The organism is Citrobacter sp. Awk 2, assembly GCF_028069815.1.
In the GTDB taxonomy this organism is placed as follows: domain Bacteria; phylum Pseudomonadota; class Gammaproteobacteria; order Enterobacterales; family Enterobacteriaceae; genus Citrobacter.
The window spans coordinates 1-18,894 of sequence record NZ_JANEWL010000093.1; the positions used below are offsets into that span (position 1 = coordinate 1).

17 protein-coding genes are annotated in these 18,894 nt (G+C 51.2%); 9 read left to right on the plus strand and 8 right to left on the minus strand.

The window, feature by feature from the left end:
• The 3 genes from NNO02_RS18855 to mdtD form a co-directional block, all read left to right on the plus strand.
• Positions 1 to 309, plus strand: a 309-nt coding sequence (locus NNO02_RS18855) for a hypothetical protein (RefSeq protein WP_271455483.1), incomplete at its 5' end; no start/stop codon positions are given.
• 31 nt (positions 310 to 340) lie between these two features.
• Positions 341 to 1,045, plus strand: a complete 705-nt coding sequence (locus NNO02_RS18860) for a FadR/GntR family transcriptional regulator (RefSeq protein ID WP_101742141.1) — start codon at positions 341 to 343, stop codon at positions 1,043 to 1,045.
• A gap of 3 nt (positions 1,046 to 1,048) precedes the next feature.
• The gene (gene mdtD, locus NNO02_RS18865; RefSeq protein WP_271442576.1) at positions 1,049 to 2,476 is read left to right on the plus strand and encodes a multidrug transporter subunit MdtD; all 1,428 of its coding nucleotides are present in this window, start codon (positions 1,049 to 1,051) and stop codon (positions 2,474 to 2,476) included.
• On the opposite strand, the gene rbsR is transcribed toward mdtD, so the two are convergent.
• From rbsR to kup, 7 genes are all read right to left on the minus strand, one after another.
• Positions 2,442 to 3,434 (minus strand): ribose operon transcriptional repressor RbsR, encoded by a 993-nt coding sequence (gene rbsR / locus NNO02_RS18870; protein ID WP_137381323.1) that lies wholly within the window; start codon positions 3,432 to 3,434, stop codon positions 2,442 to 2,444. The genes mdtD and rbsR overlap by 35 nt on opposite strands.
• A 3-nt stretch (positions 3,435 to 3,437) precedes the next feature.
• Complete coding sequence (gene rbsK / locus NNO02_RS18875; RefSeq protein ID WP_137381322.1) at positions 3,438 to 4,367, minus strand: ribokinase; 930 nt, start codon at positions 4,365 to 4,367, stop codon at positions 3,438 to 3,440.
• A 141-nt stretch (positions 4,368 to 4,508) separates the two neighbouring features.
• Positions 4,509 to 5,399 carry a ribose ABC transporter substrate-binding protein RbsB gene (gene rbsB / locus NNO02_RS18880; protein ID WP_003023760.1) on the minus strand — a complete coding sequence of 297 codons (891 nt, stop codon included), beginning with the start codon at positions 5,397 to 5,399 and terminating at the stop codon, positions 4,509 to 4,511.
• A 24-nt stretch (positions 5,400 to 5,423) separates the two neighbouring features.
• The gene (rbsC, locus tag NNO02_RS18885) at positions 5,424 to 6,389 is read right to left on the minus strand and encodes a ribose ABC transporter permease (protein WP_137381321.1); all 966 of its coding nucleotides are present in this window, start codon (positions 6,387 to 6,389) and stop codon (positions 5,424 to 5,426) included.
• A 5-nt stretch (positions 6,390 to 6,394) separates the two neighbouring features.
• Positions 6,395 to 7,900, minus strand: a complete 1,506-nt coding sequence (gene rbsA, locus NNO02_RS18890; protein ID WP_271449739.1) for a ribose ABC transporter ATP-binding protein RbsA — start codon at positions 7,898 to 7,900, stop codon at positions 6,395 to 6,397.
• Positions 7,901 to 7,907: 7 nt separating this feature from the next.
• Positions 7,908 to 8,327 carry a D-ribose pyranase gene (gene rbsD, locus NNO02_RS18895; protein ID WP_271449740.1) on the minus strand — a complete coding sequence of 140 codons (420 nt, stop codon included), beginning with the start codon at positions 8,325 to 8,327 and terminating at the stop codon, positions 7,908 to 7,910.
• 192 nt (positions 8,328 to 8,519) lie between these two features.
• Positions 8,520 to 10,388: a low affinity potassium transporter Kup gene (gene kup, locus NNO02_RS18900; protein WP_048213793.1), complete on the minus strand. Its 1,869-nt coding sequence runs from the start codon at positions 10,386 to 10,388 to the stop codon at positions 8,520 to 8,522.
• Positions 10,389 to 10,719: 331 nt separating this feature from the next.
• Here kup and ravA point away from each other — a divergent pair, with 331 nt between their 5' ends.
• Positions 10,720 to 12,216 (plus strand): ATPase RavA, encoded by a 1,497-nt coding sequence (gene ravA, locus NNO02_RS18905; RefSeq protein WP_271455484.1) that lies wholly within the window; start codon positions 10,720 to 10,722, stop codon positions 12,214 to 12,216.
• Positions 12,210 to 13,661: an ATPase RavA stimulator ViaA gene (gene viaA, locus NNO02_RS18910; RefSeq protein ID WP_137381317.1), complete on the plus strand. Its 1,452-nt coding sequence runs from the start codon at positions 12,210 to 12,212 to the stop codon at positions 13,659 to 13,661. Before ravA ends, viaA begins: the two co-directional genes overlap by 7 nt.
• 4 nt (positions 13,662 to 13,665) lie before the next feature.
• On the opposite strand, the gene asnA is transcribed toward viaA, so the two are convergent.
• On the minus strand, positions 13,666 to 14,658 hold the full coding sequence (gene asnA / locus NNO02_RS18915; protein WP_005121446.1) for an aspartate--ammonia ligase: 993 nt from the start codon (positions 14,656 to 14,658) through the stop codon (positions 13,666 to 13,668).
• A 151-nt stretch (positions 14,659 to 14,809) separates the two neighbouring features.
• Between asnA and asnC the strand changes: the two genes are divergently transcribed.
• The 4 genes from asnC (at position 14,810) to rsmG (ending at position 18,794) form a co-directional block, all read left to right on the plus strand.
• The gene (gene asnC / locus NNO02_RS18920) at positions 14,810 to 15,268 is read left to right on the plus strand and encodes a transcriptional regulator AsnC (RefSeq protein WP_003023780.1); all 459 of its coding nucleotides are present in this window, start codon (positions 14,810 to 14,812) and stop codon (positions 15,266 to 15,268) included.
• A gap of 88 nt (positions 15,269 to 15,356) precedes the next feature.
• Complete coding sequence (gene mioC, locus NNO02_RS18925) at positions 15,357 to 15,806, plus strand: FMN-binding protein MioC (RefSeq protein ID WP_271455485.1); 450 nt, start codon at positions 15,357 to 15,359, stop codon at positions 15,804 to 15,806.
• Positions 15,807 to 16,178: 372 nt separating this feature from the next.
• Positions 16,179 to 18,068, plus strand: a complete 1,890-nt coding sequence (mnmG, locus tag NNO02_RS18930; protein ID WP_271442569.1) for a tRNA uridine-5-carboxymethylaminomethyl(34) synthesis enzyme MnmG — start codon at positions 16,179 to 16,181, stop codon at positions 18,066 to 18,068.
• Positions 18,069 to 18,170: 102 nt separating this feature from the next.
• Positions 18,171 to 18,794, plus strand: a complete 624-nt coding sequence (rsmG, locus tag NNO02_RS18935; protein WP_048213788.1) for a 16S rRNA (guanine(527)-N(7))-methyltransferase RsmG — start codon at positions 18,171 to 18,173, stop codon at positions 18,792 to 18,794.
• The last annotated feature ends 100 nt before the right edge of the window (positions 18,795 to 18,894 follow it).

Genomic DNA, 18,894 nt, shown 5'->3' on the forward strand with positions numbered 1-18,894 from the left:
AGCAGTGCCGCTTCGCTTTTTCTCAGCGGCGCGGGGTGTGCATATTACGCCATCCCGCTACGAAGTCAAGCATTTAATTTCGCTTTTCTTCGTGAGGTTCTCAGTGGAACCCCGCTGACCCGGCGGCGTGTAATCCGTTGTTCCGTGTCAGTGGAGGCGCATTATAGGGAGTTATTTCAGGCTGACAAGGGGAAATTTAAAATAACTTTCCGAATGCGTATTTTTTCACCAAAACAACCATTAACATGCCATAAAATAAGCAATTTGCCGTTTTTGCAGCCGCAATCACACTCCCTGATGGCATACTAATGAATAAGAAAAAGCGTAAGGAAGAACATTCATGCCTTTAAATGCCCAACAGATAGCTGCCCAAAAGAATCTTTCCTATGTTCTGGCAGAAAAGCTGGCTCAGAGAATATTAAAAGGTGAATACGCACCCGGCGCTATCCTGCCAGGTGAAATTGAGCTGGGCGATCAGTTTGGCGTGAGCCGAACTGCGGTAAGGGAAGCAGTTAAGACATTAACGGCTAAAGGTATGGTATTACCGCGCCCACGTATTGGTACACGCGTTATGCCGCAGGCAAACTGGAACTTCCTCGATCAGGAGCTGCTCACCTGGTGGATGACGGAAGATAATTTCCCACAGGTCATTAAGCACTTTCTGGTGATGCGTATTAGCCTGGAACCTCAAGCTTGTTTACTGGCTGCGACGATTGGTACAGCAGAGCAGAAAGCCCATCTCAATACATTAATGGAAGAGATGGTCGAGCTGAAAAGAAACTTCAGACGCGAACGTTGGATTGAAGTTGATATTGCCTGGCATGAGCACATTTATGAAATGAGCGCGAATCCATTCCTGATATCCTTCGCATCATTGTTCCATTCCGTTTATCAGACCTACTTTACGTCGATTACCTATAACGATGTGGTCAAGCTGGATTTGCACCAGGCCATTGTCGATGCAATAGAAGATAGCGATGGCGAACGCGCATTTGCCGCTTGTCAGGCATTACTGATAGCACCGAACGAGCTCCCGGATAAATAATCTATGTCAGAAAAGAAATCGCGCAGTATGGCTGGATTGCCATGGATAGCCGCCATGGCCTTTTTTATGCAGGCATTAGATGCCACTATCCTCAACACGGCCTTACCCGCAATAGCACATAGTCTTAACCGCTCCCCGCTTGCCATGCAGTCAGCCATTATCAGCTATACCCTGACAGTCGCTATGCTGATCCCGGTGAGTGGATGGTTGGCTGACAGATTCGGGACCCGGCGCGTATTTATGATTGCCGTTAGCCTGTTTACGTTGGGGTCGTTAGCTTGTGCACTTTCCAGCTCATTAAGTGAACTGGTGGTTTTCCGCGTGATACAGGGTATCGGTGGCGCAATGATGATGCCAGTTGCCCGTCTGGCATTATTGCGTGCTTACCCGCGCAGCGAACTACTCCCCGTGCTTAATTTCGTGACCATGCCCGGCCTTGTTGGACCGATTTTAGGTCCGGTACTGGGTGGTGTGCTGGTAACGTGGGCCAGTTGGCACTGGATCTTCCTGATTAATATTCCCATCGGCATTGCCGGTATCTTCTATGCCCGCAAATATATGCCGAACTTCACCACACCACGCCGCGGCTTCGATATGACCGGTTTCTTTCTCTTTGGTCTAAGCCTGGTACTGTTTTCCAGCGGTGTTGAATTGTTTGGCGAGAAACTTGTTGCCAGTTGGGTCGCACTTGGCATTATTCTCGCCAGCATTGTGTTACTTCTCGCCTACATCCGTCATGCGCGTCGCCATCCGACACCATTGATTGCGCTTCCCATTTTTAAAACGCGAACCTTTTCTGTTGGCATCGCCGGAAACCTTGCTACTCGCCTGGGGACGGGATGCGTACCTTTCTTAATGCCACTGATGCTGCAGGTAGGCTTTGGATACCCGGCACTCATTGCCGGTTGCATGATGGCTCCGACAGCACTGGGATCAATTCTGGCAAAATCGATGGTGACGCAGGTACTGCGCCGACTCGGCTACCGGACCACACTGGTCGGTATTACAGTGTTTATCGGCCTGATGATTGCACAGTTCTCTTTGCAGTCTCCAGCCATGCCGGTCTGGATGCTAATCCTGCCACTGTTCATTTTAGGTATGGCAATGTCCACCCAGTTTACCTCGATGAATACCATTACTCTGGCAGATTTGACTGATGAGAACGCCAGCAGCGGTAACAGCGTTTTAGCCGTTACGCAGCAGCTGTCTATTAGTTTAGGGGTTGCCATCAGTGCCGCGGTCCTGCGTATCTACGAAGGTATGGAAGGAACCAATACGGTCGAACAGTTCCACTATACCTTTATTACTATGGGCGCGATCACCGTCGTATCGGCGTTGATGTTTATGCTGTTAAGAGCCAAAGATGGGCGCAATCTGATCAAAGAGCGGCATAAGCCTAAACCGACCCCCGCGCCATCAGAACAGGAGTAAGCTGCAAGCGCTGCTGCTGCAATGCGGGCTGTGCCATACGGTGGATTAACACATCAATGGCCAGTTCGCCCAACTCATCTTTCGGTTGGTGAATAGTTGTCAGCGGCGGCGTCATATAGCGCGCCAGTTCTATGTCATCATAACCGACTACCGCCATATCCTGCGGGATACGCAATCCAGACTGATATAAAGCCTGATATGCTCCAACCGCCATCGCGTCATTGCCGGTAAAAACAGCCTGTGGGCGGTCTTTATGCGACAACAGCGTTTGCATAGCTTCAAACCCACCGCCAAACTCGAAGTCACCGGTGATCTCGTAACCGTCCGGGATAGCCAGCCCTGCACGCTTCATTGCCGCGCGATACCCTTCCAGACGCAGACGCGCCGGTGTTTTATCCAGAGGGCCCGTGATGCAGGCAATGCGCGTAAACCCTTTTTCGATAAGATGCTGGGTGGCTAAATCCCCACCTAACAGGGAGTTATCCTGAATCAGATCGCTTTCACCATCAAAAGGCGACCAGTCCATCATAACGGTGGGTATAGAAGGGTAACGCTGCATGATTTCTCTGGAAGGCTGATGTGTTTCCGTGCAGAGCAGTAGCAAGCCGTCTACCCGCTTTTGCATCAAGGTTTCCAGATTACGGTTCATACGCTGCTCATCACCTTCGGTGTTGCACAACACCAGGCTGTAGCCGCGCTCAAAGCAGCTACGTTCAACACCACGAACCAGCTCAGAATAAAAGGGATTGGTACTGGCTGTGATTAACATGCCAATAGTGCGGGTCTGATTCAGTTTGAGACTACGCGCCAACGCGGAAGGCGCATAGTTAAGCGCTTTGATCGCCGCATCAACTTTGTCAGTGATCGCCTCACTGACAAAGCGATCTTTATTAATGACGTGAGAAACCGTCGACGTGGAAACACCCGCCAGGCGGGCAACGTCCTTCATTGTAGCCAAGCGTTACCTCTGTTGACTTAAAAACGCTTCGATTTCTTCACGCCATGGAACGGAAGGCTGTGCACCTTTACGTGTGACCGCAATCGCCGCGGCAGCATGTGCAAAACGGATGGCTTCCGATAGCGGAGTCTCTTCCAGTAACGCCGTGATTAACGCGCCGTTAAAGGTATCTCCGGCAGCGATAGTATCAACAGCATCCACTTTAAACCCGGGCACTCGACGACCTTCACCGTTTACGCTGGCCCACACACCACGACTACCTAAGGTAATCAGTACAGTATGAATACCCTTCGCGTGCAACGCCTGCGCCGCTTTGGCTGCATCTTCATCGTTTTCTACCCGGATCCCCGTCAGCTTTTCAGCTTCGGTTTCATTTGGGGTAATAATATCCACCAGCGCCAGCAACTCGTCGGATAGTTCACGTGCCGGAGCTGGATTCAGGGCAACCGTAGTCTTGTTTTGCTGCGCTATCTTTGCCGCAGCCAACACGCTTTCGATCGGTGATTCTAATTGCATCAGTAACGCAGACGCCTGAGCAATACGGTCACGCTGTGCTTCTACTAACGCCGGAGAAAGAGCAGCATTCGCGCCGGCATGAATACCGATAACGTTCTCACCTTCAGCATTCACAAAAATCAGCGCCACACCGGTCGATTCACCCGAAATAACGCTAATCGGGGCAATATCAATATTATCGCGGGCTAACTGTTTACGAACACTTTCGCCAATATCGTCATCCCCCGTACAGGCAATGAACGCGATATTCGCGCCACTACGCCCTGCAGCAACCGCTTGATTCGCGCCTTTACCGCCAAACGCCACCTGATATTGGCTACCGGTTACGGTTTCACCCGGTGTCGGGAAAGAGTTAAGGTTGAGGATGTGATCGGCATTAATGCTGCCAAGAACAACGAGGTTGCCTGCGGTTTTCATGTTAGGTATTCCAAGTCAAAGTGCGCCACCGGGTTAGGGTGGCGCGTGCCCTGCTTTTCTTTTTACGCTTTCATCTTCAGAACCAGATCTAACGATGGCGTATTTATGTCTCCATCAGGCCACGAGCGGCCTGAATCGGTATTACTGCTTGATGACCAGCTTCAGGTCAACCGGATATTTAGCCTGAACCTTCTCGCCTTTCAGGACTTTATCCGCAGTCTCAACGCCTTTCGCGCCAATCTGATCCGGCAACTGAGCAATAGTCGCAGCCAGTTTGCCATCATTTACTGCTTTTTCGCCATCAGGTGTGCCGTCAAATCCAACCACCATCACATCAGATTTACCCGCAGTTTGCAGTGCGCGCAATGCACCCAGCGCCATTTCATCGTTCTGGGCAAATACAGCCTGCACATCAGGATGTGCGGTCAGCAGGTTCTGCATAACGTTCAAGCCTTTCGTACGGTCGAAGTCTGCCGGCTGGCTGGCCAGTACGTTAAATTTATGTGCCGCAACGGCCTGCTGGAAACCTTCGCCACGCTCACGCGCCGCGGACGTTCCGGCAATACCCTGCAGCTCGATAACTTTCGCGCCTTCACCGGCTTTTTTCGCGATGTAATCACCCGCAATTTTGCCGCCCAGCACGTTATCAGACGCAATATGGCTTACCACTTCACCTTTAGACGCTACGCGGTCGAGAGTGATAACCGGAATCTTCGCCTGGTTAGCCATCTTCACAGCATTACCCACGGCATCGGAGTCCGTCGGGTTAATCAGCAGTATTTTAGTACCGCGAACCGTTAAATCCTGAACGTTTGCCAGTTCTTTCGCCGGGTTATTCTGTGAATCCAGAATAACCAGGTTATAGCCCAGCTTATCCGCCTCTTTTTGCGCACCATCTTTCAGGGAGACAAAGAACGGGTTATTAAGCGTGGAGACCACCAGCGCAATGGTATCTTTCGCCATCGCATTCGCGCTCACGGTGGCGCTCAGCGCAACAGCAGAAACCAGGGTAGCCAGTTTTTTCATGTTCATATTTAAGATGTCCTGTAATCGTTGTTACTGCTTTTTGTTGTCTACCAGTACCGCCAGCAAAATCACCACCGCTTTGACGATCATCTGGTAATAGGAGGATACACCTAACAAATTCAAACCATTATTGAGGAAACCAAGAATCAATGCGCCGATCAGCGTCCCAACAATTCGTCCTTTACCACCCGCCAGGCTGGTACCGCCTAATACGACCGCAGCGATAGCATCCAGCTCGTAGCCGGTACCCGCCGTTGGTTGTGCAGAGGAAAGACGTGCCACTTCAATGATGCCCGCCAGCGAAGCCAGCAGCCCACAGAGTGAATAGACGATGATTTTGATTTTGCTGACGCTGATACCAGACAGACGCGTTGCCGCTTCGTTACCACCCAGCGCATAGATATAACGGCCCAGACGGGTGTGATGCAGCATGTACCACGCCGCCAGGAAGACAATACCCATAATCCACACCGGCGTCGGGACGCCTAACGGACGACCAATACCAAACCAGCCAAACAGGTCGGCATTGTCGGTAAAGCCGGTATTTACCGGACTGCCGTTGGTGTAGACCATGGTTACACCACGCAGCAGCAGCATCATCACCAGCGTAGCGATAAATGCCTGTACGCGACCTTTTGCGACAATCACCCCGGTTAACGCACCAACAGCAGCGCCCAGCGCCAATGCTGCCGCGACGGCGACCAGCGCGTTGACTTCAATTCCTACAATGGAAGCCGCAACCGCACCGGTGAGCGCCAGCAGGGAACCAACGGACAGATCGATACCCGACGTCAGGATGACCAGCGTCATGCCAACGGCCATAATGGCGTTTACCGACGTTTGCTGGAGAATGTTGAACAGGTTATTAACAGTAAAAAAGTTCGGGCTCATGGTGGAAACAATCGCAATCAGCACTAACAGAGCGATGAGCGACTTTTGCTCCAGAAGCCATGCTTTAGTGAAATAACGGCGACCAGAAACAGCCTGGGTTGTCATCTTTTTTACTCCTGATTCACGCGATTAAGCTTGCCCACAGCGGCAGCCATTAATACTTCCTGAGTGGCCTGCTCGCGAGTGAACTCACCGCCGAGATGCCCTTCATGCATAACGATAATTCGATCGCTCATGCCCAATACTTCTGGCATCTCAGAGGAGACCAGAATGATACTCAGCCCATCGGCCTTAAACTGGTTGATAAGCTGATAGATTTCTTTCTTGGCGCCAACATCAACGCCGCGTGTTGGCTCATCGAGGATCAGTACTTTGGGTCGGGTCATCAAACCGCGTGCAATCGCCACTTTTTGCTGGTTACCACCAGAAAGCAGGCCGATAGCCTGTTCCATCGATGGCGTTTTCACATTGAACAGACGAATAAAATCACCTACCGCCTGCTGCTCATCTTTATGCTTCAGGCTTCCACCGGCGCGGCTGAAATAACGCAGCGCTGTTAGTGACATGTTCTCTTTCACCGACATACCCAGCACTAAACCATCGCGTTTACGGTCTTCAGAAATATAGACGATGCCGTTAGCCAACCCATCCTGCGGCGAACGGGTGACAACTTCATGGCCATCAAGCGTGACGTAGCCGCTGGTACGCGGCAGTGCACCGTACAGGACTTTCATCAATTCGGTTCGCCCGGCCCCCATCAGGCCCGATACCCCAAGGATCTCACCTTTGCGCAGCGTGAATGAAACACTGTTCACCCCTGGGCCGCACAGGTTATCGACTTTCAGGCGTACTTCACCCGGCGCTTTATCCAGCCGCGGGTACTGATCTTCCAGCTTACGTCCCACCATCATTTCAATGAGCGAATCTTCGGTTAACGAGGACACTTCACGCTCGGCAATAAACTGTCCATCGCGGAAAACGGTCACGTCATCGCAAATCTCGAAGATCTCTTTCATACGGTGGGAGATATAGACGATACCGCGCCCCTGCGATTTAAGTTCGCGGATCACGCGGAACAGGGATTCCGTTTCGGTATCGGTAAGGGCGTCGGTCGGTTCATCCATAACGATGACCTTCGACTCAAAGCTCAACACTTTGGCAATTTCAACCATCTGCTGATCGCCAATCGACAACTCACCCACCAGCCTGTCGCTTTTAAAACGCAGATTGAGTTTGGCAAGCAGCAGATCGGCTTCGGCATACATCTTCTTCCAGTCTATTTTGCCAAAGCGATTTACAAACTCACGGCCAAGAAAAATGTTCTCAGCGATGGTGAGTTGAGGGATCAGGTTCAGCTCCTGGTGAATAATGCCAATCCCGGCTTCCTGGGAGGATTTTGGGCCGTTGAAGGTGGTTTCTTTCCCCAACCATAATAAAGAACCGGCATCACGGGTATAGATACCGGTCAGTACTTTCATCATGGTGGATTTGCCCGCGCCGTTTTCGCCTACCAGCGCCATTACGCGACCTGGATAGACATTCAATGCGGCACCAGATAGCGCTTTTACGCCCGGGAACGCTTTATCGATCCCTTTGAGTTGCAGTAATGCGTTCATGATGGCCTCAGAACGTGACGCCAGCACAAAGAATAATATTCGCATACGGAGAACACTCTCCGCTGCGAATTACCGCCTGACTGTCAGCGGTTTGTTTTTTGAAATGCTCATGCGTGGTGTAACGAATTTCTATGGTGTTTCCCTGGTGTTGTTGCAGTTGCTCAATGTGGTTGAGCAACGTTTCGTGGAGTTGCGGATTATGTTGTTTAATTTCCGTCGCGAGAATGGCTGCCTCGACCTGCATTTCACGCGTGACCACATCCAATACCTGCATAAAAGAAGGTACGCCCTGGGTTAATGCCATATCGATACGGGTTGTGCTATTCGGGATGGGTAAACCCGCATCACATACCACCAGCGTATCGGTATGCCCCAGACGGGAGATCACCGATGAAATTTCAGAGTTGAGTACCGTGCCTTTCTTCATTTTCTTTCCCCACTAGCGAAACGTTTCGCTGACGATAAGTTTAGTCTGAAGGGTGCACAGAAAACCACCGCGAGGTTACGAAAATGTGATCACCATCGAAACGTTTCGCAAGGATTATCATTAGATGAAAAGAAAACTGAGAGGGGTCAAACAAAACGCCCCCTTTCACGATGAAAGAGGGCGTCAACAACATTAAATCTCGACCTGAGTACCGAGTTCAATAACCCGGTTAGGCGGAATTTCAAACTGGTCCGGCGCACGTAGCGCGTTACGCTGCAACAGCAAATACAGCTTACCGCGCAGGCGCAGATACCATGGACGTTTACCAACAATCAGCGACTCATGCGACATAAAGAAGGAGGTTTCCATCATCCGGCAACTTAAGCCTTCCAAACCACAGCGGTGGAACACTTCCTCAACGTTTGGCGTTTCACGCCAGCCATAACTGGCCACCACGCGCCAGAAGGTAGGCGATAACTGCTCAATCTGTACTCTACGTACATTGTGTACATAGGGTGCGTCTTCAGTGCGCAACGTCAGCAGAATAACGCGTTCATGCAACACTTTGTTGTGTTTGAGATTATGCAGCAGCGCAAACGGGATGACGTTCAACGCACGGGACATATACACCGCCGTTCCTGGTACACGCACCGGTGGGGATTTCTCCAGCGAGGCAATCATCGCCTCCAGAGAGTTACCGTGCTCATGCATACGACGCAACAGACGGAAGCGTTCGCTTTTCCAGGTCGTCATAATCGTGAACATCACCAGGCCCAGCGAGAGCGGCAACCAGCCACCTGAAACGAGCTTATCGAGGTTTGCAGAGAATAACGGAACATCGATGCACAGGAACGCGACCAGAATCAGGAAGACGAAGTATTTATTCCAGTGCCAGTTTTGCCGCGCCACGGTCGTCGACAGAATGGACGTCAGCACCATTGTTCCCGTTACCGCAATACCGTACGCAGCAGCCAGATTACTGGAGTGCTCAAAGCTCACTATCACGATAACCACGGCGAAATAAAGCATCCAGTTTACGAAAGGAATATAGATCTGACCCGATTCCATTTCTGAAGTATGGATAATCCGCATCGGCGATAAATACCCCAGACGCACAGCCTGGCGCGTCAGTGAGAATACGCCGGAGATAACCGCCTGAGAGGCGATAACCGTTGCCAGAGCGGCAAGGATCAGCAGTGGAATCAGTGCCCAGTCCGGTGCCAGCAGGAAGAACGGGTTTTTGATCGCTTCGGGATGCTTTAACAACAACGCTCCCTGACCAAAATAATTCAACACCAGCGAAGGCAATACGACGGAGAACCATGCCAGGCGAATCGGTAACTTACCAAAGTGGCCCATATCAGCATACAGCGCTTCAACACCGGTAATCGACAGCACCACCGCGCCCAGCGCAATAAAGGATAGCGTTTTGAATTCCAGGAAGAAATGAACAGCCCAATACGGATTAAGGGCATGCAACACTTCCGGATTCGCAATAATGCTGCGTACACCCAGCACGGCAAGCACGAGGAACCATATCAGCATAATCGGCGCAAACAGCTTACCGACCATGCCGGTACCGTGTTTTTGAATCAAAAACAGCAGGGTAAGTACGATAATAGAGAGAGGAACTATCCAGGTGTCCAGTTGTGGAGCAATAATCTCCAGACCTTCAATCGCCGACATCACCGAAATCGCTGGCGTAATCACCACCTCGCCATAGAAAAAGCTGCCGCCAATCAATCCCATAATCACCAGCATCGAGGTCGTTCGCGCCGACGTATTACGCCCGGCCAACGACATCAACGTCAGGATCCCGCCTTCCCCGGCGTTATCAGCACGCATAACAAATGACAGATATTTAACGGAAACAACCAGGATCAGCAGCCAGAAAATCAGCGAGAGAAAACCAAACACGGCATCACGTTCAACGCCAAAACCAAACTGCCCAGACAAACATTCACGAAGCGTATAAAGTGGGCTGGTACCAATATCACCGTAGACAACCCCAATGGCCGCGAGGGTAATCGCAGACAATGATTGCTTATTATCAGTGCTCATAGACTCGTCTTTCGTTTATACACATCATCGTTCAAGCTACCTCCGCGTTGGCTGCATTCGTTATTCCGCCCATCCCAGGGAATAACTCCATTGCCGCCTTGGTGCAGCTTGATTGATATGGTGTATATATTAGAAATGTGTGCGTCGTCCCTTGGCCCACAAAAAGGCGCACAGTATGCACGATTAATCGCAAAATCGTACCCCTAAATGAGACCAGATTAATCTGGCTCAAAGAAAAATAAACGCGCCTTCAGTCTATTACAGCCCAGGGGCTAAACATCTATACTCGCTGTTTAACGCGGTACATTTGGCGAAAGGACGCCACTTCATTATGGCTCACCCACATTTATTAGCGGAAAGAATTTCCCGTCTGAGCAATGCGCTGGAAAAGGGACTTTATGAACGTAGCCACGCCATTCGCCTGTGTCTGCTGGCCGCACTCAGCGGCGAGAGCGTCTTCTTATTAGGCCCTCCAGGGATCGCGAAAAGCTTAATCGCTCGCCGACTGAAGTTTGCCTTTAAAAATGCCCGAGCTTTCGAATATCTGATGACGCGCTTCTCGACACCTGAAGAGGTCTTTGGCCCGCTATCCATTCAGGCGCTTAAAGACGAAGGTCGCTATGAGCGCTTAACAGCTGGCTACCTTCCGGAAGCCGAAATTGTTTTTCTCGATGAAATCTGGAAAGCAGGCCCGGCCATTCTCAACACCCTGCTTACCGCCATTAACGAACGCCACTTCCGCAACGGTGCACACGAGGAGAAAATCCCGATGCGCCTGCTGGTCGCGGCCTCCAACGAACTACCTGAAGCGGACAGCAGCCTGGAAGCATTGTATGACCGTATGCTGATTCGCCTGTGGCTGGATAAAGTCCAGGACAAGGCTAACTTCCGATCTATGCTGTTAAGCCAGCAGGATGAAAGTGACAACCCTGTTCCAACAACGTTACAAGTGACGGATGAAGAGTACTACCAGTGGCAAAAAGACATTGGCAAAATCACGCTTCCCGATCGTGTATTTGAATTGATTTTCACCCTGCGTCAGCAACTGGATGCGCTACCGAACGCACCCTACGTCTCTGACCGTCGCTGGAAAAAAGCAATCCGCTTACTCCAGGCCAGCGCCTTCTTTAGCGGGCGCGATGCCGTTGCACCTATCGACCTTATTCTACTGAAAGATTGCTTATGGTATGACGCGCAAAGCCTGAATCTGATGCAGCAACAAATCGAAATATTGATGACCGGGCACGCCTGGCAGCAGCAGACAATGTTGACTCGCCTTGGGGAAGTAATGCAGCGTCGCATCCAGCTACAGCAGCAGCAAAGTGATAAAACAGCGTTCACGGTGATTCGTCAGGGCGGAATGTTCAGCCGCCGTCCTCATTATGATTTACCTCCGGAAGCCAACACTTCCGTACTGACGCTGCTACTGCAAAAACCCCTAAAGCTGCACGATATGGACGTTATCCATATTGCCTTTGAACGCGGCGCTCTGGAGCTGTGGCTGACTAAAGGCGGCGAGATCCGCGGAAAATTAAACGGTATCGGATTTGCCCAGACGCTGAACATGGAAGTCGACAGCGCTCAGCACCTGGTCGTACGCGACGTCAGCTTGCAAGGTTCTCGACTGGCGTTACCCGGTGCATCAGAAGAAGGCATGCCCAGTGAGATAAAACAGCAGCTTGAAGCGCTCGACAACGAATGGCACCAGCAGCACAGCGAATTCAGTGAACAGCAAAAATGTCTGTTTATCCATAGTGACTGGTTAGGCCGCATTGAAGCCAGCCTGCAGGATGTCGGTACACAGATCCGACAGGCACAACAATGCTGACCCTTGATACGCTGAATATTATGCTGGCGGTCGGCGAAGAGGGGATGATCGAAGAGATGATCATCGCACTGCTAGCTTCCCCGCAGATGGCGGTCTTTTTCAAAAAATTTCCCCGGCTAAAAAAAGCGATTACTGACGATGTTCCCCGCTGGCGTGAAGCGTTACGTAGCCGCCTCAAAGATACCCACGTACCGCCGGAGCTAACAGAAGAGGTAATGTGCTATCAGCAAAGCCAGCTCCTCTCCACTCCACAGTTTATCGTCCAGCTACCGCAAATCTTAGCGCTCCTGCACCGACTCCACTCACCATGGGCTGGGCAAGCGCAGCAACTGGTCGATGACAACAGTACTTTTACGCCCGCACTGCATACACTATTTCTCCAGCGTTGGCGCCTGAGCCTGGTGGTTCAAACCACCACGCTCAATCAGCAGCTACTGGAAGAAGAACGCGAACAGTTGCTCAGTGAAGTGCAGGAACGGATGACGCTCAGTGGCCAACTGGAACCTGTGCTGGCGGAAAATGACAACGCAGCGGGTCGTTTGTGGGACATGAGCGCAGGTCAAATCAAGCGCGGTGATTATCAGCTGATGGTGAAATACGGTGAGTTTCTAACGCAACAACCCGAACTTCAACGGCTGGCCGAACAGTTGGGGCGCTCCAGAGAAGCGAAATCCGTGCCGCGTAAAGATGCGCCAATGGAAACATTCCGTACGCTGGTGCGTGAACCGGCCACCGTCCCGGAACAAGTGGATGGCATTCAACAAAGCGATGATATCCTGCGTTTACTCCCCCCCGAACTGGCCACGTTGGGTATTACCGAACTGGAATATGAGTTCTATCGGCGGCTGGTGGAAAAGCAGCTCCTGACATACCGCCTGCATGGAGAAGCCTGGCGCGAGAAAGTCACAGAGCGGCCGGTTATACACCAGGATTTTGACGAACAACCTCGTGGACCGTTTATTGTCTGTGTCGATACCTCGGGATCGATGGGCGGATTTAACGAACAGTGTGCGAAAGCCTTTTGCCTCGCACTCATGCGCGTTGCACTCGCCGATAACCGTCGCTGTTTCATCATGCTATTTTCAACAGAAGTCGTGCGCTATGAGCTATCCGGTCCGGAAGGCATTGAGCAGGCAATCCGTTTTTTAAGCCAGCGTTTTCGCGGCGGTACTGACATTGCCAGTTGCTTTCGCGCCATTATTGAACGTATGCAAGGTCGGGAATGGTTTGATGCCGATGCGGTGGTGATTTCGGATTTTATCGCCCAGCGATTACCCGATGAGGTTGTCAACAAAGTGGGGGAATTACAGCGGGTACATCAGCACCGTTTTCATGCGGTCGCGATGTCAGCACACGGCAAACCCGGCATCATGCGCATTTTCGATCATATCTGGCGCTTTGATACCGGGATGCGAAGCCGCCTGCTCAGGCGCTGGCGGCGTTAATTTTTTACAGCAGAGAAGCGACGCTTTCACGGACCTGTGCAGGCCACACACCGCACTGAACCTGGCCAATGTGCGGCAACTGCAGCAGCAGCATCGTCAGGCGTGACTGCCCAATACCGCCACCAATGGTCTGCGGCATTTCGCCACGCAACAGCGCCTGGTGCCACTCCAGACTCAGGCGGTCTTCATCACCGGTCAGAGCAAGCTGGTGTTTCAGCGCATCGGCATCCACGCGGATCCCCATCGAAGACAGTTCAAACGCATCTTCCAGAACAGGGTTCCACACCAGGATATCACCGTTCAGACCAGCATGGCCCAGCTCGGAAGCGGAACTCCAGTCATCATAATCCGGAGCACGAACGTCATGACGGTGACCGTCGCTAAGTTTGCCGCCGATCCCGACCAGGAACACCGCGCCCAGCTCTTTTGCGATCGCACGTTCACGACCTTTTGCATCAAGATCCGGGTAGCGAGATAACAGCTCCTGGCTATGCACAAAGTGGATCTGCTCTGGCAGGAACGGTGCCAGACCAAATTCTTTGCTTACCGCAGCTTCGGTTGCCTTAATTCCCGCCCAGATAGCCTCTACTGTGCTTTTCAGAGTGGAGAATTGACGCTCACCGTCACCCATAACGCGCTCCCAGTCCCACTGGTCAACATAGACCGAGTGAAGCGGAGAGAGACGGTCCTCATCCGGGCGCAGAGCTTTCATATGCGTGTACAGCCCCTCGCCCGCGCTGAAGTCGTGTTGTCCCAGCGTTTGACGCTTCCACTTCGCCAGTGAATGAACCACTTCGAACTGAGCGTCTGGTAATGCTTTCACTTTCACCTGCACCGCTTTTTCACAGCCAGACAAGTTATCCTGCGTGCCATCTCCTACGCGGCTGAGGATCGGTGCCTGAACTTCGATCAGACCTAAACGCTCCTCCAGTTGACGAGAAAAATGAGATTTCACGAAGCTAATTTGACGTTGTTTGGCAATGTAAGCGGTTTTCATTATGTTTACTCCTGTGTCCTGTTGCCTATGATTAAGCAACAGAATGAGGGTAATATTCAATAATCAACAAACAAAAAGCCGACTTCGATTTTGATTCGTTAAAATTTAACGCTAAAATAGAGTGAATCATCAATCTACATAAGAAAAACCTATGGAAAATTATCAGATCGACAATCTGGACCGCGGCATCCTTGATGCCCTGATGGAAAATGCCCGTACCGCCTACGCCGAACTGGCAAAACAGTTTGGTGTCAGCCCGGGTACCATCCACGTACGCGTTGAAAAGATGAAGCAGGCTGGGATCATTACCGGCGCACGTATTGATGTCAGTCCAAAACAACTGGGTTATGACGTCGGCTGCTTTATTGGCATCATCCTGAAAAGTGCTAAGGATTATCCATCTGCATTAGCCAGACTGGAAAGTCTCGATGAAGTGACCGAGGCGTATTACACCACCGGACATTACAGCATCTTTATTAAGGTGATGTGTAAATCTATCGATGCTCTGCAACAAGTACTTATCAACAAGATCCAAACAATTGATGAAATTCAATCCACAGAAACCTTGATCGTCTTGCAGAACCCGATCATGCGTACCATCAAGCCCTGATCGTTTTTTTTAATCCCCTATTTTTCCACAGGTAGATCCCAGCTCGCTCACAGCGTACAATGCTGCCTCTTCATCGAGGTAGCGATCAATGGCAGATATCACTCTTATCAGCGGCAGCACGCTTGGCAGTGCGGAATATGTAGCAGAACATTTGGCTGAACAGCTGGATGACGCCGGTTTTTCCAGCGAAATACTGCATGGACCGATGCTCGACGAGGTTCCAACTCAAGGGGTCTGGCTGGTAATCAGCTCAACGCACGGTGCGGGAGACATTCCTGATAACCTGCAACCTTTATATGACGCATTGCGCGAGCAGAAACCGGATCTTTCGCAGGTACACTTTGGTGCCATCGGCATTGGTAGCCGCGAATATGACACGTTCTGCGGTGCGATTGACAAGCTGGAAGCTGAACTGAAGGCCTGCGGGGCGAAACAGATCGGTGAAACGCTCAGGATCAACGTACTGGAACATGAGATTCCGGAAGATCCGGCTGAGATTTGGTTGGGATCCTGGCATCCATTGCTCAGAGATTTGTAAAGATCGTACTTTTTTATGTGGATAACTCTGGTTAAAAGCTTGGATCAACCGGTAGTTATCCAAAGAATAACTGTTGTTCAGTTTTTGAGTTGTGTATAACCCTTCATTCTGATCCCAGCTTATACGGACCAGGATCACCGATCATTCACAGCTAATGATCCTCAACAACCCGTTGATCTTATTCAAAGGATCGCCCTTATCCACAGATAGTTGCGATCCTAATAAGAGATCACAATAAAACAGATCTCTAAATAAAAAGATCTTCTTTTTAATACCCAGGATCCGAGGTCTTTCTCCATCGACTAAAGTTGAGTAGAATCCACGGCCCGGGCTTCAATCCATTTTCACACCGCGTTATGCGAGGCAATTACCATGTTTTATCAGGATCCTTTTGACGTCATCATCATTGGCGGGGGTCATGCAGGCACCGAGGCCGCAATGGCCGCGGCGCGAATGGGTCAACAGACTCTGCTTTTGACACACAATATCGACACTCTGGGGCAAATGAGCTGCAACCCAGCGATTGGCGGCATTGGGAAGGGACACCTGGTAAAAGAAGTGGATGCGCTTGGCGGCCTGATGGCAACCGCGATCGACCATGCCGGCATCCAGTTTAGGATACTAAACGCCAGCAAAGGCCCGGCAGTTCGCGCCACTCGTGCTCAGGCGGATCGCGTGCTCTATCGTCAGGCGGTACGTACTGCGCTGGAGAACCAGCCGAATCTGATGATCTTCCAGCAAGCGGTTGAAGATCTGATTGTTGAAAACGATCGTGTTGTGGGTGCGGTGACTCAGATGGGTCTGAAGTTCCGTGCTAAAGCGGTTGTATTAACCGTAGGGACCTTCCTCGACGGAAAAATTCACATTGGTCTGGACAACTACAGCGGTGGCCGTGCTGGCGATCCGCCGTCTATTCCACTGTCACGTCGCCTGCGTGAGCTTCCGCTGCGCGTTAGTCGTTTGAAAACAGGTACACCGCCGCGTATTGATGCGCGTACCATCGATTTCAGCGTACTTGGCCAGCAAAACAGCGATAACCCGATGCCGGTCTTTTCGTTCCTTGGCGATGTTTCTCAACATCCGCGCCAGATGCCGTGTTACATCACGCATACTAACGAGAAAACCCATGACGTGATCCGTAATAACCTCGATCGTAGCCCGATGTATGCTGGCGTGATCGAAGGTATCGGCCCACGTTACTGTCCGTCGATCGAAGACAAAGTAATGCGCTTTGCCGATCGTAACCAGCACCAGATCTTCCTTGAACCGGAAGGACTGACGTCTAACGAAATTTACCCGAACGGTATTTCCACCAGCCTGCCGTTTGACGTGCAGATGCAAATTGTCCGCTCCATGCAGGGGATGGAAAACGCCAAAATTGTTCGTCCTGGCTATGCTATTGAATATGATTTCTTCGATCCACGCGATCTGAAGCCAACTCTGGAAAGTAAATTCATTCAGGGTCTGTTCTTTGCCGGTCAGATTAACGGTACAACCGGTTACGAAGAAGCCGCCGCGCAAGGTTTGCTGGCGGGTCTGAACGCCGCACGCCTGTCCGCTGACAAAGAGGGGTGGGCTCCTGCGCGTTCTCAGGCCTATCTTGGTGTGCTGGTGGATGACCTGTGTACGTTGGGCACTAAAGAACCGTACCGCATGTTTACTTCGCGCGCAGAATACCGTTTGATGCTGCGCGAAGATAACGCCGATCTCCGTCTGACCGAAATTGGTCGTGAACTGGGTCTGGTGGGGGATGAACGCTGGGCGCGCTTCAATGAAAAACTGGAACGCATCGAACAAGAACGTCAGCGTTTGAAATCAACCTGGGTGAACCCGCTTGCTGAATCTGCTGCGGAAGTGAACGCGCACCTGGCAACGCCTCTGTCACGCGAGGCCAGTGGTGAAGATCTGCTGCGTCGTCCGGACATGACCTATGCGCAGCTGACATCATTGTCCGCATTTGCACCAGCGCTTGATGATCCTCAGGCGGCTGAACAGGTTGAGATTCAGGTTAAGTACGAAGGTTATATTGCCCGTCAGCAGGATGAAATCGAAAGACAACAGCGCAATGAGAACACGTTGCTGCCTGCGACTCTGGATTATCGTCAGGTTTCCGGTTTGTCGAATGAAGTTATTGCCAAGCTGAACGATCACAAACCTGTGTCAATCGGCCAGGCATCGCGCATTTCTGGTGTCACGCCTGCCGCCATCTCCATTCTGCTGGTTTGGCTGAAAAAACAAGGTATGCTGCGCCGTAGCGCTTAATCACACTATTTGGGCGGGGGCGCTACGCTTGCCCGCCCTGCAAATTTGTCGACCCGATAAGCTATAGCGCAGCGGGTAATTGATTATTAACAGGTAACGACCGTGCTCAACAAACTCTCTCGTCTGCTGGCTGATGCTGGTATTTCTCTTACCGATCACCAGAAAAATCAGCTGATTGCGTATGTCGATATGCTGCACAAATGGAATAAAGCGTACAACCTGACATCGGTGCGGGACCCCAACGAAATGCTGGTGCGCCATATTCTGGACAGCATTGTGGTCGCACCCCATCTGCAGGGCGAACGTTTTATTGATGTCGGCACGGGACCGGGCTTACCGGGAATTCCACTTTCTATCGTGCGTCCTGAGGCGCATTTTACTCTGCTGGATAGTCTGGGAAAACGCGTACGCTTTCTGCGTCAGGTACAACATGAGCTTAAACTGGACAACATCACTCCAGTACAAAGCAGGGTAGAAGAATTCCCTTCTGAGCCACCTTTTGATGGTGTGATAAGCCGTGCTTTTGCGTCTCTTAACGACATGCTGAGCTGGTGCCACCATTTACCCGGTCAAAATGGACGTTTTTATGCTTTAAAAGGGCAATTACCGGAAGATGAGATCGCCACACTGCCTGCGGCGTTCAGCGTAGAATCAGTTGTAAAATTACGGGTTCCACAACTGGATGGTGAGCGCCATTTGGTGGTTATTAAGCCAAACAAAATTTAATATTTATCAAAAAAAACAGAAAAAAAGCGGGCCTTCAGGTGTTAAATACCGGGGGGTATAAGGGGGGGAAGTGGTGTTACATTTCACCTCTGTCTTACTG